Source organism: Streptomyces mabaensis (assembly GCF_053763515.1).
The window spans coordinates 118,764-144,901 of sequence record NZ_JBSOPZ010000009.1 but is presented as its reverse complement, the minus strand read 5'-3'; the positions used below and the strand labels follow the sequence as shown (position 1 = coordinate 144,901).

Annotated in this window: 26 protein-coding genes; 16 read left to right on the top strand and 10 right to left on the bottom strand. The window is 72.6% G+C overall.

What is annotated here, in order from left to right:
- Positions 1-69 precede the first annotated feature (69 nt).
- The 6 genes from ACWV17_RS10475 to ACWV17_RS10450 all read left to right on the top strand — a co-directional run bounded on the left by ACWV17_RS10475 (position 70) and on the right by ACWV17_RS10450 (position 6,498).
- Entirely contained in the window at positions 70-1,320 is a 1,251-nt protein-coding gene (locus ACWV17_RS10475; protein WP_455359411.1) for a prenyltransferase/squalene oxidase repeat-containing protein, read from the top strand.
- Positions 1,320-1,973, top strand: coding sequence for an SCO2322 family protein (locus ACWV17_RS10470; protein ID WP_455359410.1), 654 nt, complete (start codon positions 1,320-1,322; stop codon positions 1,971-1,973). Before ACWV17_RS10475 ends, ACWV17_RS10470 begins: the two co-directional genes overlap by 1 nt.
- Positions 1,974-1,987: 14 nt before the next feature.
- A complete protein-coding gene (locus tag ACWV17_RS10465; protein ID WP_455359409.1) occupies positions 1,988-3,193 on the top strand; it encodes an energy-coupling factor transporter transmembrane component T in 1,206 nt (401 codons plus the stop codon).
- On the top strand, positions 3,190-4,827 hold the full coding sequence (locus ACWV17_RS10460; RefSeq protein WP_455359408.1) for an ABC transporter ATP-binding protein: 1,638 nt from the start codon (positions 3,190-3,192) through the stop codon (positions 4,825-4,827). The genes ACWV17_RS10465 and ACWV17_RS10460 overlap by 4 nt, the downstream gene beginning before the upstream one ends.
- Positions 4,828-4,844: 17 nt before the next feature.
- Complete coding sequence (locus tag ACWV17_RS10455) at positions 4,845-5,681, top strand: ECF transporter S component (RefSeq protein WP_455359457.1); 837 nt, start codon at positions 4,845-4,847, stop codon at positions 5,679-5,681.
- A 355-nt stretch (positions 5,682-6,036) separates the two neighbouring features.
- A complete protein-coding gene (locus tag ACWV17_RS10450) occupies positions 6,037-6,498 on the top strand; it encodes an aggregation-promoting factor C-terminal-like domain-containing protein (RefSeq protein WP_455359407.1) in 462 nt (153 codons plus the stop codon).
- 114 nt (positions 6,499-6,612) lie between these two features.
- On the opposite strand, the gene ACWV17_RS10445 is transcribed toward ACWV17_RS10450, so the two are convergent.
- Positions 6,613-7,782, bottom strand: coding sequence for a steroid 3-ketoacyl-CoA thiolase (locus tag ACWV17_RS10445; protein ID WP_455356117.1), 1,170 nt, complete (start codon positions 7,780-7,782; stop codon positions 6,613-6,615).
- A gap of 239 nt (positions 7,783-8,021) precedes the next feature.
- On the opposite strand from ACWV17_RS10445, the gene ACWV17_RS10440 reads away from it, so the two are divergent.
- Positions 8,022-9,266, top strand: coding sequence for a cytochrome P450 (locus ACWV17_RS10440; RefSeq protein WP_455359406.1), 1,245 nt, complete (start codon positions 8,022-8,024; stop codon positions 9,264-9,266).
- A 53-nt stretch (positions 9,267-9,319) separates the two neighbouring features.
- On the opposite strand, the gene ACWV17_RS10435 is transcribed toward ACWV17_RS10440, so the two are convergent.
- Positions 9,320-11,371: a bifunctional glycosyltransferase 87/phosphatase PAP2 family protein gene (locus ACWV17_RS10435; RefSeq protein WP_455359456.1), complete on the bottom strand. Its 2,052-nt coding sequence runs from the start codon at positions 11,369-11,371 to the stop codon at positions 9,320-9,322.
- 260 nt (positions 11,372-11,631) lie between these two features.
- Here ACWV17_RS10435 and ACWV17_RS10430 point away from each other — a divergent pair, with 260 nt between their 5' ends.
- Positions 11,632-11,967: an antibiotic biosynthesis monooxygenase family protein gene (locus ACWV17_RS10430; RefSeq protein WP_455359405.1), complete on the top strand. Its 336-nt coding sequence runs from the start codon at positions 11,632-11,634 to the stop codon at positions 11,965-11,967.
- Between the two features lie 62 nt (positions 11,968-12,029).
- Here ACWV17_RS10430 and ACWV17_RS10425 read toward each other — a convergent pair whose 3' ends face one another.
- Complete coding sequence (locus ACWV17_RS10425; protein WP_455359404.1) at positions 12,030-12,425, bottom strand: nuclear transport factor 2 family protein; 396 nt, start codon at positions 12,423-12,425, stop codon at positions 12,030-12,032.
- A 112-nt stretch (positions 12,426-12,537) separates the two neighbouring features.
- Here ACWV17_RS10425 and ACWV17_RS10420 point away from each other — a divergent pair, with 112 nt between their 5' ends.
- A complete protein-coding gene (locus ACWV17_RS10420; RefSeq protein ID WP_455359403.1) occupies positions 12,538-13,032 on the top strand; it encodes a GNAT family N-acetyltransferase in 495 nt (164 codons plus the stop codon).
- A gap of 39 nt (positions 13,033-13,071) precedes the next feature.
- On the opposite strand, the gene ACWV17_RS10415 is transcribed toward ACWV17_RS10420, so the two are convergent.
- Complete coding sequence (locus ACWV17_RS10415; protein WP_455359402.1) at positions 13,072-15,111, bottom strand: DHA2 family efflux MFS transporter permease subunit; 2,040 nt, start codon at positions 15,109-15,111, stop codon at positions 13,072-13,074.
- Positions 15,112-15,293: 182 nt separating this feature from the next.
- On the bottom strand, positions 15,294-15,926 hold the full coding sequence (locus ACWV17_RS10410) for a hypothetical protein (protein WP_455359401.1): 633 nt from the start codon (positions 15,924-15,926) through the stop codon (positions 15,294-15,296).
- Between the two features lie 55 nt (positions 15,927-15,981).
- On the opposite strand from ACWV17_RS10410, the gene ACWV17_RS10405 reads away from it, so the two are divergent.
- Positions 15,982-16,200: a peptidoglycan-binding domain-containing protein gene (locus ACWV17_RS10405; protein WP_455359400.1), complete on the top strand. Its 219-nt coding sequence runs from the start codon at positions 15,982-15,984 to the stop codon at positions 16,198-16,200.
- A gap of 129 nt (positions 16,201-16,329) precedes the next feature.
- Complete coding sequence (locus ACWV17_RS10400) at positions 16,330-16,995, top strand: HAD-IA family hydrolase (protein WP_455359399.1); 666 nt, start codon at positions 16,330-16,332, stop codon at positions 16,993-16,995.
- Positions 16,996-18,023: 1,028 nt separating this feature from the next.
- Here ACWV17_RS10400 and ACWV17_RS10395 read toward each other — a convergent pair.
- Both ACWV17_RS10395 and ACWV17_RS10390 read right to left on the bottom strand, forming a co-directional pair.
- Positions 18,024-18,605 carry a TMEM165/GDT1 family protein gene (locus tag ACWV17_RS10395; RefSeq protein ID WP_455356126.1) on the bottom strand — a complete coding sequence of 194 codons (582 nt, stop codon included), beginning with the start codon at positions 18,603-18,605 and terminating at the stop codon, positions 18,024-18,026.
- Between the two features lie 275 nt (positions 18,606-18,880).
- A complete protein-coding gene (locus ACWV17_RS10390) occupies positions 18,881-19,675 on the bottom strand; it encodes an ABC transporter permease (protein WP_455359398.1) in 795 nt (264 codons plus the stop codon).
- Between the two features lie 266 nt (positions 19,676-19,941).
- Here ACWV17_RS10390 and ACWV17_RS10385 point away from each other — a divergent pair, with 266 nt between their 5' ends.
- From ACWV17_RS10385 to ACWV17_RS10375, 3 genes are all read left to right on the top strand, one after another.
- Positions 19,942-20,616, top strand: coding sequence for an HNH endonuclease family protein (locus tag ACWV17_RS10385; protein ID WP_455359397.1), 675 nt, complete (start codon positions 19,942-19,944; stop codon positions 20,614-20,616).
- Between the two features lie 155 nt (positions 20,617-20,771).
- A complete protein-coding gene (locus tag ACWV17_RS10380) occupies positions 20,772-22,433 on the top strand; it encodes an alkaline phosphatase D family protein (RefSeq protein ID WP_455359396.1) in 1,662 nt (553 codons plus the stop codon).
- A 213-nt stretch (positions 22,434-22,646) separates the two neighbouring features.
- Entirely contained in the window at positions 22,647-23,288 is a 642-nt protein-coding gene (locus ACWV17_RS10375) for a DedA family protein (RefSeq protein ID WP_455359395.1), read from the top strand.
- A gap of 282 nt (positions 23,289-23,570) precedes the next feature.
- Here ACWV17_RS10375 and ACWV17_RS10370 read toward each other — a convergent pair whose 3' ends face one another.
- On the bottom strand, positions 23,571-23,828 hold the full coding sequence (locus tag ACWV17_RS10370; protein WP_455359394.1) for a hypothetical protein: 258 nt from the start codon (positions 23,826-23,828) through the stop codon (positions 23,571-23,573).
- A 31-nt stretch (positions 23,829-23,859) separates the two neighbouring features.
- Here ACWV17_RS10370 and ACWV17_RS10365 point away from each other — a divergent pair, with 31 nt between their 5' ends.
- Positions 23,860-24,276, top strand: a complete 417-nt coding sequence (locus ACWV17_RS10365; protein WP_455359393.1) for a hypothetical protein — start codon at positions 23,860-23,862, stop codon at positions 24,274-24,276.
- Between the two features lie 28 nt (positions 24,277-24,304).
- Here the strand turns inward: ACWV17_RS10365 and ACWV17_RS10360 are convergent, their stop codons facing one another.
- Positions 24,305-24,544: a DUF2277 domain-containing protein gene (locus ACWV17_RS10360; protein ID WP_455359392.1), complete on the bottom strand. Its 240-nt coding sequence runs from the start codon at positions 24,542-24,544 to the stop codon at positions 24,305-24,307.
- Between the two features lie 111 nt (positions 24,545-24,655).
- Here ACWV17_RS10360 and ACWV17_RS10355 point away from each other — a divergent pair, with 111 nt between their 5' ends.
- Positions 24,656-25,384 carry a hypothetical protein gene (locus ACWV17_RS10355; protein ID WP_455359391.1) on the top strand — a complete coding sequence of 243 codons (729 nt, stop codon included), beginning with the start codon at positions 24,656-24,658 and terminating at the stop codon, positions 25,382-25,384.
- On the opposite strand, the gene ACWV17_RS10350 is transcribed toward ACWV17_RS10355, so the two are convergent.
- Positions 25,344-25,757 carry a DUF5994 family protein gene (locus ACWV17_RS10350; RefSeq protein WP_455359390.1) on the bottom strand — a complete coding sequence of 138 codons (414 nt, stop codon included), beginning with the start codon at positions 25,755-25,757 and terminating at the stop codon, positions 25,344-25,346. The genes ACWV17_RS10355 and ACWV17_RS10350 overlap by 41 nt on opposite strands.
- Positions 25,758-26,138: the final 381 nt, after the last annotated feature.

Genomic DNA, 26,138 nt, shown 5'->3' with positions numbered 1-26,138 from the left:
ATACGGAGCCGGAGCCTGGTACCTGCGCGTGCCTGCTTCCGGCTCCCCAGTGGAGAGGCACCGCCCGCCATGACCGTTCGCCGCAGCGCAGCCGCGCTCGCAGCTTCCGCCGTACTCTGCGTGGCCGCTGCCCCCACCGCCTTCGCAGCGCCGTCCCCGGCCCCGGCGCCGGTGATCCCCGCCGGCCTGTACGGCAAGAAGGACCCGACGTACGACGGCGTCTGGCGCCAGTCGATAGCCATGCTCGCGCAGGACACGGTCGGGGTCACACCCGCGAAGCAGGCCGTGAACTGGCTGACCGGGCAGCAGTGCGCGAACGGCGCGTTCGCCGCGTTCCGCGCCGACGCCACAAAGGCCTGCGACGCCAAGACGATGGTGGACAGCAACTCCACCGCCGTCGCCGTGCAGTCCCTGGCCGCGCTCGGCGGGCACGCGGACGCGGTGAAGAAGAGCGTCGGCTGGCTGAAGTCCGTACAGAACGACGACGGCGGCTGGGGCTACATGCCAGGCGGGCCGAGCGACGCGAACTCCACGGCGGTGGTCATCGGCGCGCTGGCCGCGGCGGACGAGAAGCCGGCCGAGGTGAAGTCGAAGAAGGGCAGGTCGGCGTACGACGGGCTGGTGTCCTTCCAGCTCGGCTGCGACGCCGCGAAGCCGGCCGAGCGCGGCTCCTTCGCGTACCAGCCCGACAAGACCGGCAAGCTCGCCGCGAACGGCGACGCCACCGCGGCCGCCGCGCTCGCCGGACTCGGCAGCGGCCTGGTCGTGGAGCCGCTCGGCAAGGACGACACCGCCGTCGCACCGCTGGACTGCAAGGCGGGCGCCGGCAAGGTCACCGCCGAGACGGCCGCGGCAGGCGCCGCGGGCTACCTCGCGGCGACGCTGAAGAAGGACGGGCAGCACCTGACGGCCCTCACGCCCGGCGCCGACCAGCCCACCCCCGACATCGGCAACACCGCCGACGCGGTCATCGCGCTGGCCGCCGGCCAGCACAAGGACGCGGCGGCCGGACCGCTCGGCTGGCTGCAGCAGAACTCCGCGGAGTGGGCGAATGACAACCCGGCGGGCCTCGGCACGCTGGTGCTCGCCGCGCACGCGACCGGCACGGACCCGCGCGCGTTCGGCGGCGCCGACCTCGTGCAGCAGCTGAACGCGACCGGCCCGGCCCCCGAGGCCGCCGCGAAGCCCGCCGCGGAGAAGAAGGACACCGACGACTCCGGGGTCAGCGTCTGGTGGATCGTCGGGGTCGGCGCCGTCGCCGGTATCGGCATCGGCTTCCTGATCAGCGGCCGGAACAAGAAGAACCAGCAGCAGGCGTGATGCGGACCCGGATCGCCGCCTTCGCCCTCGCGCTCGGCACCCTTCTCGGCGTGCTGGGCGCGGGGTCCGCCCAGGCGGCCGGATACCGCTACTGGTCGTTCTGGGAGCGGGACGCCGGGGCGTGGAAGTACGCCACCCAGGGGCCCTCGGTGGCGAGGCCGGCCGACGGCGACGTCCAGGGCTTCCGCTTCTCGGTCAGCGAGGACTCTCAGGACTCCGCGCAGCCGCGCGGAGCCGCGGACTTCGAGGCGATCTGCGGCAAGACCCCCACGCAGGACGGCCGCAAGCGCGTCGCGCTGGTCATCGACTTCGGTACGCAGGCGGACGCGCCCGATGGCGAGACGCCGCCCGGGCCGCGTACGGCGTGCGCGCGGGTCGGCGCGGACGCGACGAGCGCGGAAGCGCTGGCGGCGGTCGCGAAGCCGCTGCGCTACAACAGCGACGCGCTGCTGTGCGCGATCGCGGGCTACCCGAAGGCGGGCTGCGGCGAGCAGGTGTCGGGCGACGCGCAGAAGTCGCCTGCCCCGGTGCCGGATGACGCGGCTGAGGACGACGGCCCGTCCGCGGGCCTGCTCGCGGGCCTCGCGGCTGTACTCGCGCTCGGCGCGGCAGGCGTATGGCAGTCCCGCCGCCGTCGCGGCGGCCGCGGCTGACCGGGCGCGTACCGATGCCCCACACCGCACCCGCGGGAAACCCGGGCCCGGATCTTCCGCCCCCCGCCGGGGTCGGGGCCGCCGGCGGCAGCGGAAACAGCCGCCCCCGCCGGCAGCGACTCCGCGCGCCCGAGGCCGGCCGTAGCAACGCCCTGCATGCCGGGGCGTGGTGGCTGTGGGCGCTCGGGCTGGCCGCCGGCGCCTCGCGGACCACCAACCCCCTCCTTCTCGGCCTCCTCATCGGCGTCGCGGGCTACGTCGTCGCCTCCCGCCGCACCGACGCCCCCTGGGCCCGCTCGTACGGCGCGTTCGTCAAGCTCGGCCTCGCCGTCATCGCCATCCGCCTCGTCTTCGCCGTCTTCCTCGGCTCCCCCGTTCCCGGCGCGCACACCCTCTTCACCATGCCCGAAGTCCCGCTCCCCGACTGGGCGCAGGGCGTGCGCATCGGTGGCCGGGTGACCGCCGAGGGGCTGGTCTTCGCGCTGTACGAGGGCCTGAAGCTGGCCACCCTCCTCATCTGCGTGGGCGCGGCGAACGCCCTCGCCAACCCGGCCCGGCTGCTCAAGTCGCTGCCCAGCGCCCTCTACGAGGTGGGCGTGGCCGTCGTCGTCGCGATGACCTTCGCGCCGAACATGGTCTCCGACGTCGTCCGGCTACGCGCCGCCCGCCGGCTCCGGGGCCGCCCGACCGGCGGGATCAAGGCGATCCTCCAGATCGGACTGCCGGTCCTGGAGGGCGCGTTGGAGCGCTCGGTGGCCACCGCCGCCGCCATGGACGCGCGCGGGTACGGCCGTACCGCCCAGGTCCCGAAGGCCGTACGCCGCACCACCAACGCCCTCACCATCGGCGGGCTGCTCGGCGTGTGCGCCGGTTCGTACGGGCTGCTCGCCGCCGAGGGCGCGGCCTTCGGGCTGCCGGTCCTCGCCGCCGGGCTCGCCGCCGCCCTCACCGGGCTCCGGCTCGCCGGCCGGCGCAGCGTACGCACCCGCTACCGCCCGGACCGCTGGGGCGTGCGCGCCTGGCTGGTGTCCGGTTCCGGGATGGCCGTCGCGGCGCTGATGATCTGGGCCGGTTCGTACGATCCGGAAGCGCTGCACCCCGGTGTTGTCCCGCTCACCGCACCCGAGTTCCCGCTCTGGCCCGCCGCTTCCGTGCTGCTCGGCCTGTTGCCCGCCTTCGTGGCGCCCCTGCCACAGCTCCCGCCGAAGGAGTCCGCGTGATCCGGTTCGAGAATGTCTCCGTCACCTACGACGGTGCGCCGGCCCCCGCCCTCCAGGGCGCCGATCTCACCGTCCCCGAAGGGGAGCTGGTCCTGCTCGTCGGCCCGTCCGGAGTCGGTAAGTCGACCCTGCTGGGCGCGGTCTCCGGGCTGGTGCCGCACTTCACCGGCGGCACGCTGCACGGCCGCGTCACCGTCGCGGGCCGTGACACCCGTACCCACAAGCCGCGCGAACTCGCCGACGTCGTCGGCACCGTGGGGCAGGACCCGCTCGCCCACTTCGTGACCGACACCGTCGAGGACGAGCTGGCGTACGGCATGGAATCGCTCGGCATCCCGCCCGCCACCATGCGGCGCCGCGTCGAGGAGACGCTCGATCTGCTCGGCCTGGCCGAGCTGCGCGACCGGCCCATCGCCACGCTCTCCGGCGGCCAGCAGCAGCGCGTCGCCATCGGTTCCGTCCTGACCCCGCATCCGCGTGTCCTCGTCCTCGACGAACCGACGTCCGCGCTCGACCCGGCGGCCGCGGAGGAGGTGCTCGCCGTGCTCCAGCGTCTCGTCCACGACCTGGGCACGACCGTACTGATGGCCGAGCACCGCCTGGAGCGGGTCGTGCAGTACGCGGACCAGGTCATCCTGCTCCCCGGCCCGGGGCAGGCCCCGGTCATGGGCGACCCCGCCGAGCTGATGGCCGTGTCCCCCGTGCATCCGCCGGTGGTGGGGCTCGGGCGGCTGGCCGGCTGGGACCCGCTCCCCCTGTCCGTACGCGATGCGCGGCGCAAGGCGGGCCCGCTGCGCGAGCGCCTCGCCGCGTTCACCCCGCCGCGCGCCGCCGGGCCGCCCACGTCAGCCCCGTCCGCCTCGGCCGCCCCGTCCGCCTCGGCCGCCCCCGTCGCCGAGACCGCCGGGCTCTCGCTGCGCCGCGGCCGGGTCGAGGCGCTACGCAGCGTCTCGCTGTCCGTACGTCCCGGCGAGACGATCGCGCTCATGGGCCGCAACGGCGCCGGCAAGTCCACCCTCCTCAACACGCTCGTCGGGATGCACAAGCCGGACGCCGGCTCGGTACGCGTCGGCGGCGCGGCCCCGCACCGCACCAGCCCGCGCGAGCTGATCCGCAAGGCCGGGCTCGTACCGCAGGAGCCGCGCGATCTGCTGTACGCGGACACGGTCGCCGCCGAGTGCGAGGCGGGCGACCGGGACGCGGGCACCGCGCCCGGCACGTGCCGGGCGCTGGTCGGCGAGCTGCGGCCTGGCGTGCACGACGACACCCACCCCCGCGATCTGTCCGAGGGGCAGCGGCTGGCGCTCGCCCTGGCGATCGTGCTGACCGCCCGGCCGCCGCTGGTGCTGCTCGACGAGCCGACGCGCGGTCTGGACTACGCGGCGAAGGCCCGGCTGACCGGTGTCCTGCGCGCGCTGGCGGCCGAGGGTCACGCGATCGTGCTGGCCACCCACGATGTGGAACTCGCCGCCGAGCTGGCGCACCGGGTGGTGATCCTGGCCGACGGGGAGATCGTCGCGGACGGTCCGACCGCCGAGGTCGTCGTCTCGTCCCCGTCGTTCGCCCCGCAGGTCGCGAAGATCCTCGCGCCGCAGCAGTGGCTGACCGTTCCGCAGGTCAGGGCCGTACTGTGACCGGCCGGAAGCCCGAGATCCTCGCAAACGACCGCCAGGATCGGGCTGTGCGAGCCGTACGGGCCGTCCGCCTCGGGCCCCGGTCGGTCACCGCGCTCGCGCTCGTCAGCGCGATCGGCGTGGTCGCCTTCGGCTGGCCGCTGCTCGCCGACACCGCCTCCGGCCTGGCGCACTCCAAGGACGCGCCCTGGCTCTTCGCCGCCCTGCTGCCGCTGCTGGTCGCCGTGGTCGTGGCGACCATCGCCGACTCCGGGCTGGACGCGAAGGCCGTCGCGATGCTCGGAGTGCTGGCGGCCGTCGGCGCCGCGCTGCGGCCGCTGGGAGCGGGGACGGCCGGCCTGGAGCCCATGTTCTTCCTGATGGTGCTGAGCGGGCGGGTGCTCGGGCCGGGGTTCGGTTTCGTCCTCGGCGCGGTGACGATGTTCGCGTCCGCGCTGCTCACCGGCGGGGTCGGGCCGTGGATGCCGTTCCAGATGCTGTCGATGGGATGGGTGGCGCTGGGCGCGGGCCTGCTGCCGGGCCCGGACCGGTTGCGCGGCCGCGCCGAGCTGTGGCTGCTCGCCGCGTACGGGGCGGGCGCGTCCGTGTTGTACGGCACGGTGATGAACCTGCAGGGGTGGACGTACATCCCGGGGCTCGGCAGCGGGATCTCCTTCGTGCCGGGGGATCCGGTGCACGAGAACCTGGTGCGCTTCCTGGCGTACTGCCTGGCCACCTCGCTGGGGTGGGATCTGCCGCGCGCCGCGCTCACGGTCGTACTGACCCTGACGCTCGGCGGGACGGTCCTCAGGGCGCTGCGCCGGGCGACCCGCCGGGCGGCCTTCGATGCCCCGGTTTCCTTCACGGGGACGTAGTGCCGGCGCTGCTCACCGTGACATCCGGGGCGGGCGCGGGTGAGGCCGCCCACAGGACCTACGTCACATACGAGCCGGTTTAGTAGGCCAGATGCCCGATTTATTCGTCTTTCGCGGCTATTGCGGCCTGGGAGAACAGCCGTACACCCGCCGCCGGGCCACTCCCCCGAACTGCGACCGGCCCTAGTAAGAGGGTTGATTGCATCCCCGGCGAAGCCCCGGCTAGAACTGGACACGTCGCCACGGCGGCCAGGGCCCCCCGCCCACCGCACGAGTGCAGCGCACATCCCCTCGTACGTACATGAGTGGCTGCTGCCTGCCCGCGACCGCCCCCGTCCCCTCCGGAAGGTTCTCCGTGTCCAACGCCGTCATCCGCCGCATCGCCCTCCGCAAGAAGACCATCGCCGGCGCCGTCGTCTCCCTCGGCACCGTCGGAACCCTGTTCGCCGCGGTCCCCGCCCAGGCGGCGGCTCCTGCGGCCCCCGCGGCCCCCGTTGCGGCCGCGGCCCCCATGGCCGCCACCGCCGCCGCGGACGCCAGGGCGATTGCGAAGAAGATGATCCCGGACGACGCGCAGTTCAAGGCGTTCAGCAACATCGTGGAGCACGAGAGCGGCTGGAACCCGGCCGCCACCAACGCCTCCTCCGGCGCGTACGGCCTGGTCCAGGCCCTGCCCGCCTCGAAGATGGCTTCGGCCGGCTCCGACTGGAAGACCAACCCGGCCACCCAGATCGAGTGGGGCCTCGACTACATGAACGAGCGCTACGGCAGCCCGGTCGGCGCCTGGAACTTCTGGCAGGCCAACCAGTGGTACTGATCAGCCACCAGAACTGATCCGTACGGAACCCGTCGCACCGCAGGCCCCCGTGGCCGGCCTCGCAGGCCGCCCCACGGGGGCCTTCCGGTCGTCTTACGGTGGCCTTCCGGCCGTCTACAGCCGCTGGATGATGGTCCCCGTCGCCAGCGCGCCACCCGCGCACATGGTGATCAGCGCGAACTCCTTGTCCCGGCGCTCCAGTTCATGCAGGGCCGTGGTGATCAGCCGCGCACCGGTCGCCCCCACCGGATGGCCGAGGGCGATCGCCCCGCCGTTCACGTTGACCTTCTCCAGGTCCTGTTCGAAGACCTGAGCCCAGCTCAGCACCACGGATGCGAACGCCTCGTTGATCTCGACGAGGTCGATGTCCTTGAGCGACATCCCCGCCCTGCCCAGCACCGCGCGCGTCGCGTCGACCGGCCCGTCGAGGTGGAAGTGCGGGTCCGCGCCGACGAGCGCCTGCGCGACGATACGGGCGCGCGGCTTGAGCTTGAGCGCCCGCGCCATCCGCTTCGACGCCCACATCACCGCGCACGCGCCGTCGGATATCTGCGAGGAGTTGCCGGCCGTGTGCACGGCGGTCGGCATCACCGGCTTGAGACCGGCGAGGGCCTCCATGGAGGTGTCGCGCAGCCCCTCGTCACGATCGACCAGCCGCCACATCCCCTGACCGGCCCGCTGCTCCTCCTCGGTGGTCGGCACCTGCACGGCGAAGGTCTCGCGTTTGAAGCGCTCCTCCGACCAGGCGACGGCGGCCCGCTCCTGGGAGAGCAGGCCCAGCGAGTCGACCCGTTCCCGGCTGAGCCCACGGTGGCGCGCGATGCGCTCGGCGGCCTCGAACTGGTTGGGCAGGTCGACATTCCACTCGTCCGGGAACGGCTTGCCCGGCCCGTGTTTGGAGCCGCTGCCCAGCGGAACCCGCGACATCGCCTCGACGCCGCACGCGATGCCGACGTCGATCACTCCGGCGGCGACCATGTTGGCGACCATGTGGTTCGCCTGTTGCGAGGAGCCGCACTGGCAGTCCACGGTGGTGGCGGCGGTCTCGTACGGAAGGCCCATGGCGAGCCAGGCGTTGCGCGCCGGGTTCATGGACTGCTCGCCGGCGTGCGTGACCGTGCCGCCGACGATCTGCTCGACGCAGTCGGCGTGGATGGCGGTACGGGCAAGGAGTTCGCGGTAGGTCTCGCCCAGCAGGTAGGCGGGGTGGAGATTGGCCAGCGCGCCTCCGCGCCTGCCGATCGGGGTGCGTACTGCTTCGACGATGACGGGTTCCGCGGCCATGAGCTCGTCCTCTCCTGACACATCCGTCGGGCCGCCCCGGCGCGCCCCGGCGAATGAACTAGTACGCGTTCTAGTTATTCCCGCAGTCTTATGAGTGCTACCCCTGGTACGCAAGGGTCGTGCACGCGTCTTGCACCGGTTCCACACGCAACAGTTGGCGCCGCGGCTCTTGCCACTTGTAGAACTCGTTACTACCTTCGGGCCAACTTCTGATGGTCCGTCAGTCCCTGGAGTTGCCGATGCCCTGCCCAGCGCTGCCCGAAGGGTTCGACTTCACCGACCCCGACCTGCTCAAAGAGCGCGTTCCCTTCCCGGAATTCGCCCAGCTGCGGCAGACCGCCCCCGTCTGGTGGTGCGCCCAGCCCCGGGGCATCACCGGGTTCGACGACGAGGGGTACTGGGCCGTCACCCGTCACGCGGACGTCAAGTACGTCTCCACACACCCCGAGCTCTTCTCCTCGAACACCAACACCGCGGTCATCCGCTTCAACGAGAGGATCAGCCGCGACCAGATCGAGGCACAGAAGCTGATCATGCTCAACATGGACCCGCCGGAGCACACCCGGGTCCGCCAGATCGTCCAGCGGGGCTTCACCCCGCGTGCCATACGGTCGCTCGAAGCAGCCCTGCGCAGCCGCGCCCGTACGATCGTCGAGACGGCGATCGCCAACGCGGGGGCGGACGGCAGCTTCGACTTCGTCAACAACATCGCCGTCGAACTGCCGCTCCAGGCCATCGCCGAGCTCATCGGCGTGCCCCAGCAGGACCGGGCCAAGATCTTCGACTGGTCCAACAAGATGGCGGCGTACGACGACCCGGAGTACGCGATCACCGAGGAAGTCGGCACCGAGGCGGCCATGGAGATCGTCCTGTACGCGATGAACCTCGCCGCCGCCCGCAAGGAGTGCCCGGCCCACGACATCGTCACCCAGCTGGTCGCCGCCGAGGGCGAGGGCAACCTCAGCTCCGACGAGTTCGGCTTCTTCGTCATCCTGCTCGCGGTCGCCGGCAACGAGACGACGCGCAACGCCATCACCCACGGCATGCACGCCTTCCTCACCCACCCCGAGCAGTGGGAGCTGTACAAGCGCGAGCGCCCCCGGACCGCGGCGGAGGAGATCGTCCGCTGGGCCACCCCGGTCGTCTCCTTCCAGCGCACCGCCACTCAGGACACCGAGCTGGGCGGCCAGAAGATCAGGGCGGGCGACCGGGTCGGCATGTTCTACTCGTCCGCCAACCACGACCCCGAGGTCTTCGAGGACCCGGACCGGTTCGACGTCACCCGGGACCCGAATCCGCATCTGGGCTTCGGCGGCGGTGGTCCGCACTTCTGCCTGGGCAAGTCCCTCGCCGTACTGGAGATCGACCTGATCTTCAACGCCATCGCGGACGCCCTGCCCGACCTGCGGCTGACCGGTGACCCGCGACGGCTGCGCTCGGCCTGGCTCAACGGCGTCAAGGAACTCCGGGTCGGCCGAGGCTGACCCCCGGTCGGCCGCGGCGGACCGCGGCTGACCGAGGCCGGCCGCACGCCGGCTCAGCCGCGGCCGACCGGCTTCTCGGGCGGCAGGGGCACCCCACCCACGCCCCCGCCCCTGCCGCCCGTGCCCACCAGCTCACCGGAGCCCGCCTGCGCCGGAATGCGCCGCAGCGCGAGGACGGCCGTACGCGGCCCCGACAGGACGTACACCAGGGCGAACCCGGCCCCGACGACCGCCGCTCCGCCGACCGCGTCGAGCACCCAGTGGTTGGCGGTGGCGACGATCGCGCAGACCGTCATCAGCGGATGGACCAGGCCAAGCAGCTTCATCCACAGCTTCGGGGCGAGTACGGCGATGACGATCCCGCACCACAGCGACCAGCCGAAGTGCAGCGAGGGCATGGCCGCGTACTGGTTGGTCACCGCGGTCATCGCCCCGTAGTCCGGGTTGGCCAGGTCCTGCGGGCCGTGCACCGTGTCGACGAAGCCGAGACCGGGCATCAGACGGGGCGGGGCGAGCGGGTAGAACCAGAACCCGACCAGCCCGAGGACGGTGGCGAAACCGAGGGAGGCGCGGGCCCAGCGGTAGTCGGCCGGGCGCCGCCAGTACAGCACGCCGAGGATCGTCAGCGGCACGACGAAGTGGAAGGACGTGTAGTAGAAGTTGAAGAACGCTTCGAGCCAGGGCGTCCGTACCACCGCGTGGTTGACCCAGTGCTCGAAGTCCAACGCCAGCGCGTTCTCGATCGACAGGATCTGGCGGGCGTGTTCCTCGGCCGCCGCGCGGCCCCCGGTCGCGGCGGCGCGTATGTGCGAGTAGAGCGAGTAGCCGACCCTGATCAGCAGGAGTTCGAGCAGCAGGTTGGGACGGCTGAGCACCCGCCGCCAGAACGGCAGCAGCGGCACCCGGCTCCAGCGGGCCGGCGCGGGCCGCGCGTAGTCGGTCGGGACCGGGCTCTGCCAGTACGGCGAGGTACGCGGCAGGAACGGCACCGCGCACGCGGCGGCCAGCGCCGCGAGCAGCAGGACGTTGTCCCGTACGGCCGCGAGCGCGGCGAGGTTCGGCAGCAGTACCGAGCTGGGCAGCGTCATCACCAGCACGACGGCCGTGGGCCACACCATGCGGTCCGCGGCGCGCTTGCCGACCCGGCCGGCCACCGCGAGCAGCACCCACAGCAGCTGGTGCTGCCACCCGGTGGGCGAAACGGCCACCGCGACACAGCCGGTGAGCGCGGCGGCGAGCAGCAGCTGCCCGTCCCGCGCATACCGCACGGCGCGCCGCAGCCCGACGTAGCAGACGCCGGCGGCCAGCAGCACGAACAGCGCGATCTCCAGCGGGCCGTGCACGCCCAGGCGCAGCAGCGCCCCGTGCAGCGACTGGTTGGCGAGGCTGTCCGCGCGCCCGCCGAGGCCGGTGCCGGCCAGGTGGTGCACCCAGTACGTCCACGAGTCGTACGGCAGCGCCGCCCAGGCCAGCACCGAGCAGCCGGCGAAGGTGGCCGCTGTGGAGGCCGCGGCGCGGCGGCGGCCGGTGAACCAGAGCAGCGGGGCGAAGAGCAGCAGCGCCGGCTGAAGCGCCGCGCCCACGCCGATGAGGACGCCGGAACGGCGCTCGCCACCGGCCAGGAAGCAGCCGAGCAGGACGAGGAGGACCGGGATGACGCTGGTCTGGCCCAGGGAGAACGCGTTGCGCACCGGCAGCGACAGCATCAGCAGCGTGATCGCCACGGGTGCCGCGAGCAGGGACGTACGGCGGGAGACGGGACCCGGCAGGGCGCGCGCGGCGACGACGCCCAGGACGACGACGAGCAGCAGGGTGCCGAAGGTCCAGGCGACGCCGAGGGCCTGCTCGGCGGAGCGGGCCAGCGGTTTCAGGACGAGCCCCGCGAAGGGCGTACCGGTGAACTGGCCGCCGTCGTACAGGGAGTCCGGCAGGTGCAGGACGCCGTTCTCGCCGATCCAGGTCTCCAGATCGGTCAGCCGCTCCCCCGGGGGCAGCCGCAGTACGGCCGCCGCCTGCCGCCCCGCCAGGACGGCTGCGAGCAGCCACAGCGCCACCCGTACCGCCCCCAGCCGGGTCGTCGTCGCACTACCCGGCCTACCCGGTATACCCGCTCCGCTGTGCTCCACATCCGCCACGCCGCGCCGGCCCTCCCACCGTGTGCCCCACCCGTCCCCCGGCGTAGAGCCTCGCACTGCCCCACCCGTAGGACGCAGGCAACCCCGACTTCGCCTGGCTGCCGCCCCGGATTCGTCCGGATGTCGAAGATGATGCGGGGTGCGGGACTGATCCGTCCAACCAGCGGAGAAGGTCCGACCGGTCCGAGCTGGACGCGGTACTCGCCGCCGGTTGAGGCAGGATGGACGGCATGAGCATCGTGAAGATCAATGTGCTGACCGTCCCGGAGGAGCAGCGCGAGGTGCTGGAGAAGCGCTTCGCCGCCCGCGCCGGGGCTGTGGAGAACTCCGACGGCTTCGAGTGGTTCGAGCTGCTGCGGCCCGTCGAGGGCACCGACCAGTACCTCGTCTACACCCGCTGGGCCGACGAGGCGTCGTTCCAGGCGTGGATGGAGGGCCCGATGAAGGCCGCCCACCAGGGCGGCCAGGGCTCGGCCGAGGGCGGCGAGCGCCCGAAGCCGGCCGCCTCCGGTTCCACGCTGTGGTCGTTCGAGGTGGTCCAGCAGGCCGCGCCCAAGCAGGGCTGACACACGGTCACCCCCGCCCCGCCGCGCGGAGCGGGGGTGCCGGAGCGCGGGGGGGAGGGCGGTCAGCTCCAGAACGCGTCCGCTTCGTCGATGTCCTCCGTGCACTCGTCGATGTCGGAGATCTTCCCGCCGACGATCGTGAAGAAGAGGCCGCCGTGCTCCTCGAGGCCCCGGTCGCCCCGGTCGGCGCGGAACGTGTGGAAGGACATGACGTGCCCGCGGCCGTCGGCCAGTACGCGATCGAGCTGGACCCGCATCGTCCCGTGGGTCTCCTCGCCCTGCCGGCGGTAGAGCTCCAGCACGGCGTCACGGCCCTTGTGATGCCCGGAGAACGGGTTGTTCCCGGGTACGTGGTGGACGACATCCCCCGTCATCATCGAGCTGAGGGTCTCCATGTCACCCGCGTTGAACGCTTCGTAGCCCCGGCGCACCAGGGCACAGTCCAGGTGCTGAGCCATAGCGGTTCGCACCTCGCTTTCCTTTGAAGTCCGGTTATTTCCGGTCATTTCCATCATCCGCCGGGCGATAATCGCTGTCCACGCCGGACGCCGCCGGGCCAGACTGATGCCCATGTCCCGGTCAACGCCACGCTGGTCCGTCACGCCCGAGCCCGTCGGCGCCCCGGACGCGACCGCCCTGCGCCGCGCGTACTACGGCGAGGTCGCCGGCCGCTACTGGGGGCGCCCCGCGACCGGGGCGGAGATCGACCAGGGGCTCGCCGACGACGGCAGCGACGAACTCGTCCCGCCCACGGGGGAGTTCGTGGTCGGGCGCTACGACGGCGAGGCCGCGGCCTGCGCCGGGGTGCGGCTGCTCGATCCGGAGACCGCCGAGCTGACCCGCGTGTACGTACGCCCCGAGCTGCGCGGGACGGGCGGCGGCGGCGCGCTGCTGGCCGCCCTGGAGACCGCCGCCCGCGCGCTGGGCGCCCGCCGGATCCGGCTCGACACCCGCAACGACCTGATGGAGGCGCGGGGACTGTACGCCAAGCACGGCTATCTGGAGATCCCGGCGTACAACAACGACCGCTACGCCGAGCGCTGGTTCGAGAAGAAGATCGGCTAGCCGACGGCCGGCCGGCGGCCCGGCGGGTGGCGCGCGCGCTCACCTCGCGTGGTCGCGCTTCGGCGCGGCGTCGTACGGCTCCTCCTGGTCCGATCCGCACAGCTCGGCGTTCAGTTCCTCGACCAACTGCACCAGGTCCCGGGGCCGGTCGGGCCCCCACCAGTCGCCCAGCAACTGCGCGAGGGAGTCCTCCCGCGCCTTCGCCAGCCGGGTCGCCGCCTCGCGGCCGCGCTCGGTGAGCACGAGCGGCAGACCCTGCCTCCGGGCCAGACCGCGCCCCTCGACCTGCCGGGACGCCTCGGTGACCACGCGCAGCGGTACGGCCGTCCGCTCGGCCAGCAGCGCGGGCTCGACCGAGCCGTACCGGTTGATGCGCAGCAGCAGCCAGCTGGACGCGGGCAGCAGGTCGTAACCCGCCTTCGTGGTGATCTTCTCGTAGATGTGCCGGCGCCCCTCCCGGGTGCCCAGCACCGACAGCGCGCGGGCCACTTCGTCGTGCGAGGAGCGCTCGACGGGGTTGGAGGCGAGGGTCTGGCTGGTGTCCGGGGCGGTGACGGAGCCGCGCAGCTTGTCCTCCTTGAGGAAGCAGGCGACGGCGAACGCGACGACGACGACGGGCGCGGCGTAGAGGAAGACGTCGGTGATGGACGTGGAGTAGGCGCTCAGCACCGAGGGGCGCAGCTCGGGCGGGAGCTGGGCGATGGCCCGCGGGTCTGCCTCCAGCTGGGCGGGGCCGATGCCGGGCGGGAGTTCCTGGCCGGCGAGGGCCGCGACGAGTTTGTCGTCGAGCCGGCTGGTGAAGATCGTGCCGAAGACGGCCACGCCGAACGAGGCGCCGATGGAGCGGAAGAAGGTCGCGCCGGAGGTGGCGACGCCGAGGTCCTCGTACCGCACGGCGTTCTGCACCACCAGCACCAGGACCTGCATGACCAGGCCGAGCCCGGCGCCGAAGACGAAGAAGTAGACGCTGGTCGACCAGGTGGAACTGTCCGGCCGCAGCTGGTGGAGCAGGAGCAGTCCGACGGCGGTGAGGGCCGTGCCGGTGATGGGGAAGACCTTCCACCGGCCGGTGCGGCTGACGATCTGGCCGGACGCGGTCGAGGAGATCAGCAGACCGAGGACCATCGGCAGCATGTGCACGCCGGACATGGTCGGGGAGACGCCCTGCACGACCTGGAGGAAGGTCGGCAGATAGACCATCGCGCCGAACATCGCGAAGCCGACGACGAAGCTGATCACCGAGCAGAGGGTGAAGGTCCGGATCCGGAAGAGCCCGAGCGGAAGTACGGGCTCCGCCGCGCGCCGCTCGACGTACACGAACGCGGCCAGCAGGACGGCGCCGAGGACTGCGAGCCCGATGATCCGGGCCGAGCCCCAGCCCCAGGTGCCGCCGAGCGAGGCGACCAGCACCAGGCAGGTGGCGACGGCGGCGATCAGGAACGTGCCGAGGTAGTCGATGGTGTGCCGGGCCGAGCGGACCGGGATGTGCAGGACACCGGCGATCACCAGCAGCGCGACGACACCGATCGGCAGGTTGATGTAGAAGACCCAGCGCCAGGACAGGTGGTCGACGAAGAGACCGCCCAACAGGGGCCCCAGGACACTCGTCGCACCGAAGACCGCGCCGAACAGGCCTTGGTACTTGCCGCGTTCGCGCGGCGAGACGATGTCGCCGACGATCGCCATGGACAGCACCATCAGGCCGCCGCCGCCCAGACCCTGGAGCGCGCGGAAGCCGATGAGCTGGAGCATGTCCTGGGCGATGCCGCAGAGCGCGGAGCCAATGAGGAAGATGACGATGGCGGCCTGGAAGAGCTTCTTCCGGCCGTACTGGTCGCCGAGCTTGCCCCACAGCGGGGTGGCGGCGGTCGACGCCAGCATGTACGCGGTGACCACCCAGGAGAGGTGGTCCATGCCGCCCAGTTCGCTGACGATGGTCGGCAGGGCGGTGGAGACGATGGTCTGGTCGAGGGCGGCGAGCAGCATGCCCAGCAGCAGTGCGCCGATGGCGACCATCACCGAGCGCGGTGCCTGCCCGCCGCCCGGCGCCACGGCCGGGGTGGCCACTTCCTGAGTCATGGACTCCTCCTCGGGGCCGCCCACCCTCTCCATCCTGATCGGTATGGCCGGTTATGGCCTGTTGGGCAGTTGGGCGATCCGCTAGGGGTCTGCATAATCGCTTGGCAGCAGCCAGGGAGGGGACCCGTAGTGAGCGCACAGCGCTGTCCACAATGCGGCACGGTAAGGGGCGCGGACGGGAGTCACGGCTGCGCCTGCGCGGAGCGCGCGGCGGAGGCGGTCCGCGCCGAGCGCACGGCGCAGATCGCGGCGGCGGAGGACTTCGACCCGCTGCGGATACGTCCGTACGTGACGCTGCCGGAGCCGGCCGCGGGGCCGGAACCGCACGAGCCGCGGCTGCTCGGTGTCGTACAGCCGGTCGTACAGCCGCCGTCGGAGCCGGCGTGGGAGGCGGGCGACCCGGCGGAGACGATGCGGCTCTTCTCCGAGCCGGTGGCTGCCGCCGCGGCCGTCGGCGGCGACGGGCGGCCGGGGAGGAGGCGGCGGCGGCGCAGCCTGGTGCCCTCGGTGGCCGTCGGCGTGGCCGCGGTCGGGGCGATCGGGGTGAGCGCGTTCGCGGTGGGGGTGTTCTCGGACAGGCCGGATGTCGAGCTGTCGATGCCGGACGCCCGGACCTCCGCACCTGTCGTCCCCTCGCAGCCGGACGGTTCGCCCTCCGCACCCGGCTCCCCCTCGTCCTCCGTCTCTGCCTCCGCCTCCGCACGGGAGTCGGCATCGCCCTCACCGTCGGCCTCCGCGTCCGCTTCCGCGTCCCCGACGCCCAGCGCGTCGACGAGCGCGCCGAAGCCTGCGACCGAGTCGGCGTCGCGCCCCACGGCGAGCCAGAGCGCACCGGAGGAGCCGGCGCAGTCCCGGGTTGCGGGGCCGCCGGTGCTGAGTTACGGCGACGAGGGTGCGGAGGTGGTCGAACTGCAGCGGCGGCTGGCGCAGTTCCAGCTGTACGACGGCCCGGACAACGGCAGGTACGGGCGGCGGGTGGAGAACGCAGTCGCCGAGTTCCAGATGTACGCCGGCGTCGAGGAGGACCCGGAGGGCGTGTACGGCCCGGAGACGCGCAGCGCACTGGAGTCGCTCACGCACGAGCCGTAGCCGCGAACGGATGGACTGGCGCCGGCCGGGACAGTTTTGTATCGTAGAGAAACAAAGTGGTCCCGTCCGTTCACCCTGACCGGCGGGCGGGACCGCTGGCTTCTTCTCCCGTACCTCTGGAGCTCGCCGATGCCGGCCACCCCCGCTGTCCTGACCGCCCGCGCCCTCCTGCTGGACATGGACGGGACGCTCGTCAACTCCGACGCGGTGGTGGAACGCTGCTGGCGGGAGTGGGCGCTGGAGCACGGGCTGGACCCGGAGGAGGCGCTCAAGGTCGTACACGGCAGGCAGGGGTACGCGACCATGGCCGTACTGCTGCCGGAGCGGCCGATGGAGCAGAACCACGCGGACAACCGCGTGATGCTCGCCCGCGAGACGGCCGACACCGACGGCGTGGTTCCGGTGGCCGGCGCGCCGGCCTTCATGGCCGCGCTGGCACGACTGCCGCACGCGCTGGTCACGTCGGCGGACGAGGCGCTGGCACAGGCGCGGATGACGGCGGCGGGCCTGCCGATGCCGCGCGTGCGCGTCACGGCGGAGCGGGTCGGGGCGAGCAAGCCGGACCCGGAGGGCTTCCTGAAGGGCGCGGCGGAGCTGGGATTCGCCCCGGAGGACTGCATCGTGTTCGAGGACTCGGAGGCCGGCATAGCAGCGGGCCGGGCGGCTGGCATGCGGGTGGTGGGCGTGGGCCCAAGGGCGGCCGCCCACACCCCGACGGCCCACGTGCAGGACCTGACGGAGCTGAAGGTGAAGCAGACGCCGGAAGGGTCCCTGCGGCTGCACATCGGAGGGTGACGGCGGGCGGGGGGTGGGGGCACTGAGCCGGGGTGACGGCCGCCAGGGGCGAGGGGTGCGAGGGCCGGGGGTGACCGTGCCCGGGGGCGAGGAGTGGACGGGAAACCCGGGGCCGCCCGGTTTGTGAGTATGGCGGGCCGGACCGGACCCTCAAGGGCGCTCCCTACGGTCGCGTCGCTGCGCGATGGCCTACGGCCACCCCTGACCGTCCGCCCCGTCCCGCTGGTGCAGATGAGTGTCGGGCGGCCCCGGGGAGCGGGGCCCCACCTGAGCGGGGACGCTGACTGGGCTCTCGTCGGTGACCTCAGCCCGGCAGGAAGGGCAAGACACGCGGCCACTTCGGGGGCTGCGCGGCTCGGCTTAGCGGCCGACGGCCGCCTGTTGGCCGACGACAACGCCCAATCCGAGGTGGATTGACACCAAGCAGCCGAGGGGGCCCGCAGGCGGGCCACAAACCCCGGCAAATCGGACAGGATTGAGGCTCTGCGGACCCCGCATGCCGCCTGATGTCGCCACACCTCGGCTCCACCGGCCTGACGACCTCATAGCCGGGGCCAAGCCCCTCCCGGCCTGCCTCACGCGGCAATCACCCACCGGCCTGCGGCCGCTAAGCCGTGGCCGAGCCCCCGCGAGAAGATGGCGCCCTGCCCACCGGCCTGCGGCCGCTGAGCCGGAGCCGGGCCCATCCCGAGCCGACTGCGCACCACCCACCGCCCGGTGGCCGCTAAGCCGGGGCCGGGCCCATCCCGGACCTGCCGCGCATCTTGTCGCCACCCACCGGCCTGCGGCCGGGGACCGACCCGGACCAACAGCCGGTAGATCCCGGGGCCCCGCCCCGGGGGCCGCCCCCCACTCATCAGTCAGCGGTGGAGGGACGGGAGTCCAGGGTGGCCGAAGGCCATCGCGCAGCGACGCGACCGCAGGGAGCGCCCTTGACACCCGGCCCGCAACCGCCATCATCACCAACCGGGCGGCCCCCCACCCGCACCACCCACCCCCGGCCAAGCCGGACCCGCCCCCCGGCCCACTCACCCCACCACCGCCTCGTACAAGCTGAAGCCCGCCAGCGCCAGCATCACCAGCGCCGCCACCTTCGTGATCAGCCGCAGCGGTACGTACTTCATCAGCGTCCGGCCGCCCAGGATGCCGATCGCCGCCACCGACCACAGCGCCAGCACCGCGCCCAGGCCGACCGAGACGGGGTTGTCGTAACGCGCCGCGAGGTTCGCCGTCATGATCTGCGTCAGGTCACCGAACTCCGCGACCAGGATCAGCATGAACCCCGCGCCCGACACCTTCCAGAACGACTGGTCCGCCGGCTCCTTGACCTCCTCCTCGCCCTCGTCCTTCTTCAACAGCAGCATCGCCGCGCCGATCAGGAAGAGAACGCCGACGAACGCCTGCACCAGCCGGTGCGGCAGCAGCGTCAGCACGCTGCCCGCCGCGATCGCCAGCGCGACATGTACGGCGAAGGCCGCCGCCACGCCGACGAACACGTACGAAGCCCGGTAGCGCGTACCGAGCACGAGGCCCGCCAGGGCCGTCTTGTCCGGGAGCTCGGCAAGAAAGACGACGCCGAAGGCGATCGCCATGATGGTGAAGCTGATCACAGGTGGTTTCCTCAATCGGTCGGGCGTGCCGCACCGAGAGACCTGACCGAACCACTTCAGGGGTCGCTTCGGCACGGCAGCGTCGTCAAAAGCACAAAGTGCACAAAGTGCACAAAGACAGGACACTGCGGCCGAAGGTCTCGCTGGCGGACCTGAATCACAGTCCGCCTCCGGGCGCCGGCTGAGCGAACTCAGCAGTATGTCGACGTTCCGGCGAAGAGCTACTCCCCTTCTGCTCCATAAAGAGTACGCGAACAAGCACGCGACACCACCCCTCACCCCTCCCGGTGCAGCCTCCCCCGCGCCACCAGCTCCAGTACCACCGCGACCGCCACCGCCTGTACCGCCATCAGCGCGACCAGCACAAACAGCTGCACAGCCCCCGCCAGCACCGGCGACGACCCGCCCAGCAGCATGCCCACGAAAGCCCCCGGGAGCGTGACCAGGCCCACCGTCCGGGTCTGGTCGAGACCGGGCAGCAGCGCGTCGGAGGCGGCCGGCCGGGCGACCTCCAGGCGCGCCTCCCGGTCCAGAAGCCCGAGCGCCATCCCCGCCTCGACCTCACCCCGCCGCAGCTCCAGCTCGTCGAGCGCGCGCCGGCCACCCAGCACGGTCGCGGTGAGGGCGCCGCCGATCAGGATCCCGGCCACCGGAATCAGCGCGATGCCGCGCACCGGGACGAGCCCGGTCAGAACCAGCGCGGCCACCACCGGCACGACCGACACCCCGATCGGCACCGCCGCCCACCACCATGAGCCGTTCCTCGTGATGCGCCGCCCGGCGGTCCACACCGCCACCCCGTACATCAGCAGCAGGAAGGCGAGCAGCAGCGGCACCGCACGTACCACCCACCCGATGAGCAGGGACACCGCGGCGAGCTGGACCGCGGCCCGCAGACCCGCGGTGACAACGGCGCGGGATCTCCCACGGCTGCCGTCCTCGGACAGCCGCGCGAAGGCGACGACGGCCGCCGCGACGACGAGCAGTACGGCCAGGACCGCGGCGAGCGTGGCATTCACCGGCAGCAGAGCCTGATCGGCGGCGGCAGCGAGGACGGCAGGGGCGCGCACCCCGCAACCCTACGGGGGTCCGCCCATACAACCTCACTCACAGCAACGAAACATGGCGGCGCGTCAGAACCACACAGCCGTCAGAACCTTGACGCGTCAGAACCACGCAGCCGTCAGACCTTGACGCCGTCAGAACACTTGATGTGACGTGCTCATGTCGCCACCCTGTTACCTGGCGCCCATCCCCAGGCAACCTGGCGCCGCCACGATGGCCGGGCCCCGACGGGGTCGCACGGCCAAAGGCCCCCCACATCAAGGGAGTTCGCATGTCCGGTGTCTACGCGCGTCGAGTACGTCACATGATGCGCCGAATAGCGCGTCGCACAGCCGTTGTCGCAGCAACCGCCGCCCTCGCCGGCACCAGCCTGCTCACCGCACCCCCCGCCCAGGCCTCCCCGCCCACCCCCATCAGCGCGTCCACGGCCCGTACGTACCTCGGGCAGCTGACGGTGAAGGCGGAAGGTTCCTCCAGCGGCTACAGCCGCGACCTCTTCCCGCACTGGAGCACCCAGTCGGGCACCTGCAACACCCGCGAGGTCGTCCTCAAGCGCGACGGCACGAACGTCCAGCAGGACTCCAGCTGTGCGGCCGTCAGCGGCAGCTGGTACTCCGAGTACGACGGCGCCACCTGGACCCTCGCCTCCGACCTGGACATCGACCACGTCGTCGCGCTCGCCGAGGCCTGGCGCTCGGGCGCGAACAGCTGGACCACCTCCAAGCGCCAGCAGTTCGCCAACGACCTCACCCGGCCCCAGCTCATCGCCGTCACGGACAACGTCAACCAGGCCAAGAGCGATCTCGACCCGGCCGAGTGGCTGCCGCCGCGCACCGCCTACCGCTGCACCTACGCCCGCATGTGGGTGCAGGTGAAGCACTACTGGGCCCTCAGCATCGACTCGGCCGAGAAGAGCACCCTCCAGAGCGTCCTGAACGGCTGCTGAACGGCTGCTGCCCGCCCGCACCTGCCGGGAAGGCCCGACGCGACGCCGGAACTCCGACGCGACGCCGGAAAAGACGCCGGAAAAGACACGGGCCGGAAACTCCCCGCCGACCTCCGTCGTTCCGTACCGTACGGGGCGACGGAGGAGGGGCTGAAATGGCCGGACTGCGACTGGGACCACTGCTGCGCCATGTCGACTGGGACACCGGAGAGGCGGCGGTCATCTGGATCGAGGCCGACCGCCCCTGCACGGCCGAGGTCCGCTGCGAGGACGGCGCGGGCGGCTCGGTGCGTACGTTCCAGATCGCCGGGCACCACTACGCGCTGATCCCGGTGACCGGCCTGACGCCGGCCTCCGAAACGGCGTACGAGGTACTGCTCGACGGCCGCCAGGTGTGGCCGCTCGCCGACTCACGCTTCCCGGCGAGCACCATCCGCACGCCCGCTGTCCCGTCCGGATCCGTCCGGCTCTCCTTCGGGTCCTGCCGCTGGGCCGCGCCGCCCGGCGGCGGAAAGGACCCGGTGGGTCCGGACGCCCTGGACATGCTGGCCGCCCGGCTGTCCGCCGCGCCGTCCTCCGAGCGGCCGGACGTGCTGGTTCTGCTCGGTGACCAGGTGTACGCGGACGAGACCTCCAAGGCCACCCGCCGCTGGCTGGCGGCCCGGCGCGATCTGGACGAACCGCCCGGGTACGAGGTCGCGGACTACGAGGAGTACACCCGCCTCTACTACGAGTCATGGCTCGACCCCGACGTACGCTGGCTGCTCTCCACCATCCCCAGCTGCATGATCTTCGACGACCACGACGTCATCGACGACTGGAACACCAGCGCCGCCTGGCTGGCCGAGATGCGCGCGACGCCCTGGTGGCAGGAGCGGCTGCTCAGCGGCCTGATGTCGTACTGGGTCTACCAGCACCTCGGCAACCTGTCCCCCACCGAGCTGGCCGCCGACGAGACGTACGCCGCGGTCCGCGCGACCCCCGACGGCACCGACGCGCTGCGCCGCCTGGCGGCCCGGGCCGACGCGGAACCGCATGCGGTGCGCTGGAGCTACCGCCGCGACTTCGGCACGACCAGGCTGCTGATGGTGGACACCCGGGCCGCCCGCGTCCTGGAGGAGCAGAACCGGTCCATGCTCGACCCGGGCGAGGAGCAGTGGGTGCGCGACAACGCCCTCGCCGGGCACGGTACGTACGAGCACCTGCTGATCGGCACCTCGCTGCCCTGGCTGCTGCCGCCCGCGGTCCACGACGCGGAGGCCTGGAACGCCGCGCTGTGCCGCGGCGAGCGGGGCGCGCGCTGGGCGAAGATCGGCGAGAAGGTACGCCGGGGCAGCGACCTGGAGCACTGGGCGGCCTTCCCGTCCTCCTTCGCCGCGCTGGGGGACGTGATCGCGGAGGCGGCCACCGGCCCGGACGCCCCGGCGACGGTGTGCGTCCTGTCCGGCGACGTGCACCACGCGTACGTCGCCGAGCCCACCTGGCCGGACGGCCGCGTACCGGACGCGCACGTGGTGCAGCTGACCTGCTCGCCCGTACACAACAGCATCCCCGCCTCGATAAAGCTCGGCTTCCGCTTCGGCTGGAGCCGGGCGGGCCGGCGCGTGGGGCTGGCACTGGCCCGGCATGGCCGGACGGGCGCCGCACCGGTCGAGTGGAAGAAGACCGGCGGGCCGTGGTTCGGGAACCAGTTGATGTCCCTGACACTGCGCGGGCGCTCGGCGGTGCTGCGGCTGGAACAGGCGCAGGCGGAGCGGGGCGACGGCTCGCGGCTGACGACCGTACTGAAGCGGGACCTCACCGGCCCGGCCGGCTGACCGCCAACGGGCCCACCGCCCGGCGGACTCACCGCCGGAGGCCTCACCGCCGACGCCGCGGAAGGGCCCGGGGGGTTGACCGACGCGGTCTCAGGAACACCACGACCCCCAGGCGATCTCCGCTGAAACTCCAGGCGTACGCTGTATGGCTGTATAGCCGCCCCTGCCGCTCCCCTGCGACGTCGCGGCGTTGTTTCGAACCGGGGAGTTACGTTGCTCGAGAGTGTGGGGGCGCTGACCGCCAGCCCATGGATCTACGCCGTCGTCGCCGTCTCCGTCGTCCTGGACGTCTTCCTCCCCGTACTCCCCAGCGGAGTCCTGGTGATCGCGGCCGCCACCGCCGCCGCTGCCGGGTCGACCACCGCCGCCGGGGCCGCCGGGCGCGTACCGCAGGACGTTCCCGACATCCTCGCCCTGATGGTGTGCGCCGCGGCGGCGTCCGTACTCGGCGACTTCGTCGCGTACCGGCTGGCCTGGCGCGGCGGTGACCGTATCGACCGGGCCATTGCCCGCTCCCGCAGGCTGAGGACGGCGCAGGAACGTCTCGGCTCGGCCCTCACCCGGGGCGGCGGTGTGTTCTTCGTCATCGCGCGTTTCGCTCCGGCCGGCCGATCGGTGGTGTCGCTCGGGGCGGGCGCGGCCCACCGCAAGGTGATGGAGTTCCTGCCGTGGTCGGCGCTCGCGGGCGTGGCCTGGGCCGGATACAGCGTGGGACTCGGCTACTTCGGTGGCCAGTGGCTGGGCGCGACCTGGCTCGCCACGGCGGTCTCGCTCCTCGCGCTCTTCGCGGCGGGCGCGGCGGCGGCGTTCGTGGTACGGCGGCCGGTACGGGCATCGCCGGCGCCGGCCGGCTGAACACCACTTCGCGAACCGGGCCGAGCCGGGCCGGGTCGGCCGAGCCGGGCAGGCCGACAGCCCGTCAGGAGCAGGGCCTCACCCGTTCATCCGGTCCGAATCGCCGGGCCGGGCCCGGGCTCCTAGCGTCCGGAAGAGAGGCGCAGCCACACATCTGCGCTGCTTCCGAGGAGCCCTGACCATGTGTCTGCTGCCCATCGTCGCCGCGACCGCACTGACCGTCCTCCCCTTGGCCTCGCCCCCACCGGCCACGCCGTCTCCGTCGACTCCGTTGTCCCCGGCTCACTCGCCGCCCGCGTCGTCTCCGTCGGTTCCCCCGGCCCCGGCGCCCTCCCGGCCCGCGTCGCCGTCGTCGACCGCGTTGGCGGCGTCGTCCCCGGCGCCCGCGACGCCGTCGCCGTCGCCGCCCCCACCGTCCTCGCCGCCCTCATCGTCCTCGTCGCCCGCGTCCCCCTCCCCGACCGGGTCGCCCTCATCGTCCCCGGCAGCCTCTCCGACCGGGTCGACCGCCGCGCAGGGCCCAGAACGGCCGACCGCCACGTTGTTACCCAGGACGGCGGGCCCCGGCGGGATGGTCGCACTGAGCCTCCAGGGCTGCGAGGCACGGACCGGCAGGGCCTCGTCGGCGGCGTTCGGTGAGGTGACCCTGCGGCGCACCGGCAACCTGGCGGCCGGCAGCAGCCTCTATGGCAGCGCGACCGTCCACCGGCACACGGCTGCGGGCGCACACCCCGTGGTGTTCGCATGCGACCCCAGCGGCCCCGGTATGGGCGGCCCCGGCATCGGCGGCCCGAGCCCCGGCGACGGCCGGGGCCAGGCCACCATCCACCTGACGGTCACCCCGGGCGCGGCGCCCGGCCGCGTGGCCGGCGGGCTCAACGGCATGAGCCCGGGGCAGGTCGCGGTGGGCGGTGGACTGGTGGCGGCGGTGCTCGGCGCGGGCATGCGGGTGCTGCGCCGCAGGGGCGGCGGGGGCGGGGGCGGGTAGGACGCCGACGGGCAAACGTACGGCGGGGTCAGCCGGCCCGGCTCGCTGCCGCCGGCCTGTTCCCCCGTACCTCGATGCCCTCCAGCAGTACCCGGGTCGCCTCGGTGACGGCGTCCACGGCCTGGTCGAAGACCTCGCGGTTGTGGGCGGCGGGGGCGCGGAAGCCCGAGACCTTGCGTACGTACTGCAAGGCCGCGGCCCGCATTTCCTCCTCAGTGGCTTCCTCGGGGATGACGGGCGGACGGAGAGTCTTGATGCTGCGGCACATACCCCCAGTGTGGTTCATGCGGCGCGGTGGGCCACAGGTCGGCGACCCATTTCCACGAGTGCCAAAATAGGGCAGAAGCGAAAACTCGGGGATCTCGTGCGGGAGGCCACGATGACGGCGTCGCAGAGCGCAGAGCCCGCCCCTCACCGGGGCCTGTGGCCCGGCATCGCCGGCCTCCTGGCCGGCGGACTGCTCATCGCGGGGTACGTGCTCGCCTGGCGCATGCCCGACACCGAGGAGAAGGACGCGATCAGAGGGATCGTCTCCTTCCACCGGGACGAGAGCAACCAGGCTCTCGCGGAGACCACGGTGCTGCTTCTGCTGGCGGCGGCCCTGCTTTTCATGTTCTTCCTCGTCGCCCTGTCCCGGCGGGCCGGGAACCGGTCACATCTCGTGCTGGTGGGCGGCACGGTGTTCACCGTGTTCCTCATGATCTCGGCGCTCACGGGCAACATCTTCGGGATCACTGCGAGCCACTCCGAGGCCTTCCCGGTGAATCCGCAGACCGCGTTCCTCGCGATCCTGCTGATGGACATCTCGTACGGCTCGACGATCGCCGCCATGACAGGGGCGGCAGTCATGCTGTTCGCGGTCTGGCGGGTGGCACGGGACACCGGCGCCGTACCCCTGCGGCTCGGCCGGTTCGGGCTGGCGGTGGCGGTGCTGTCGCTGGCAGGGCCGTTCAGCGCGTGGTTCACGCCGCTGCTGCTGGCCCTGTGGATGATCGGGGTGAGCGTGATCCTGATCGCGAGAGCCCGCGACGTACGGGGTACCCGGCCCCCGGCGGAAGCCGCGGAAGTCAGGGCGGGCAGGACGGGCCACCGCCCCAGGAGGGCCTGACCCAGTCGGCCATCAGCCGGGCCGCCTCGTCCGCCGGGATGTACGCCGGTACGACCACGAGGTCGCAGCGGCCGACCCCGTACGAGAGCAGGCAGATACGGCGCCGGTCGCCCGCTGCCGCTGACCGGTTGATGTGCACGACGCGGCCGGCCACGGCAATCCGGCGGGCCCCCGCGAGCCACTGAGTGGCGTCCACCCTGACGCGGGTGATGCGGCCCCACCTCGCGCTCAAGGCCGCAAGCAGGCTGGGGAGTTCCTCACGCAGGTCGGGCGAGCGGGGCCACCACGCGCCGTCGATGCGGCGCGGTCCGGTTTCCGGCCCCGCCAGGGCCAGCCGGACGGGGAGCGTGTGATGTGCGGCGACCGTGTGCATGTCGGCCTCGACTCGAACTGCTCGGAGTTCCGTCCTCGGCTCGTATCGCGTGACAGCCCGGCGGGCCGCTGCCGCCCGCCGGCCCCGGCCGTCAGCCGTCAGCCGGAACGATCTCGTACGCCCCAGCCTACCGCCCGTCGCCGGCCCCCCATGATCACCACCCCACGCCCCCGCACCCGGCCCGAAGGCCGCCCGGGCCGCCCATGCAGTCCCCTGCCCGGCAGATGTACACCGCACGCGGGGCCGCCCGAGGCCGGCCGGAATCACCCGGGGTCGCCCGGGGCCCAGCAGGCATCGGCCGGTATCACCCGAGCCCGAGTGGGGTCACCCGAGCCCGGCGGGGGCCACGCGGGGCCGTCCGGACGCACCCGAGCTCCGACA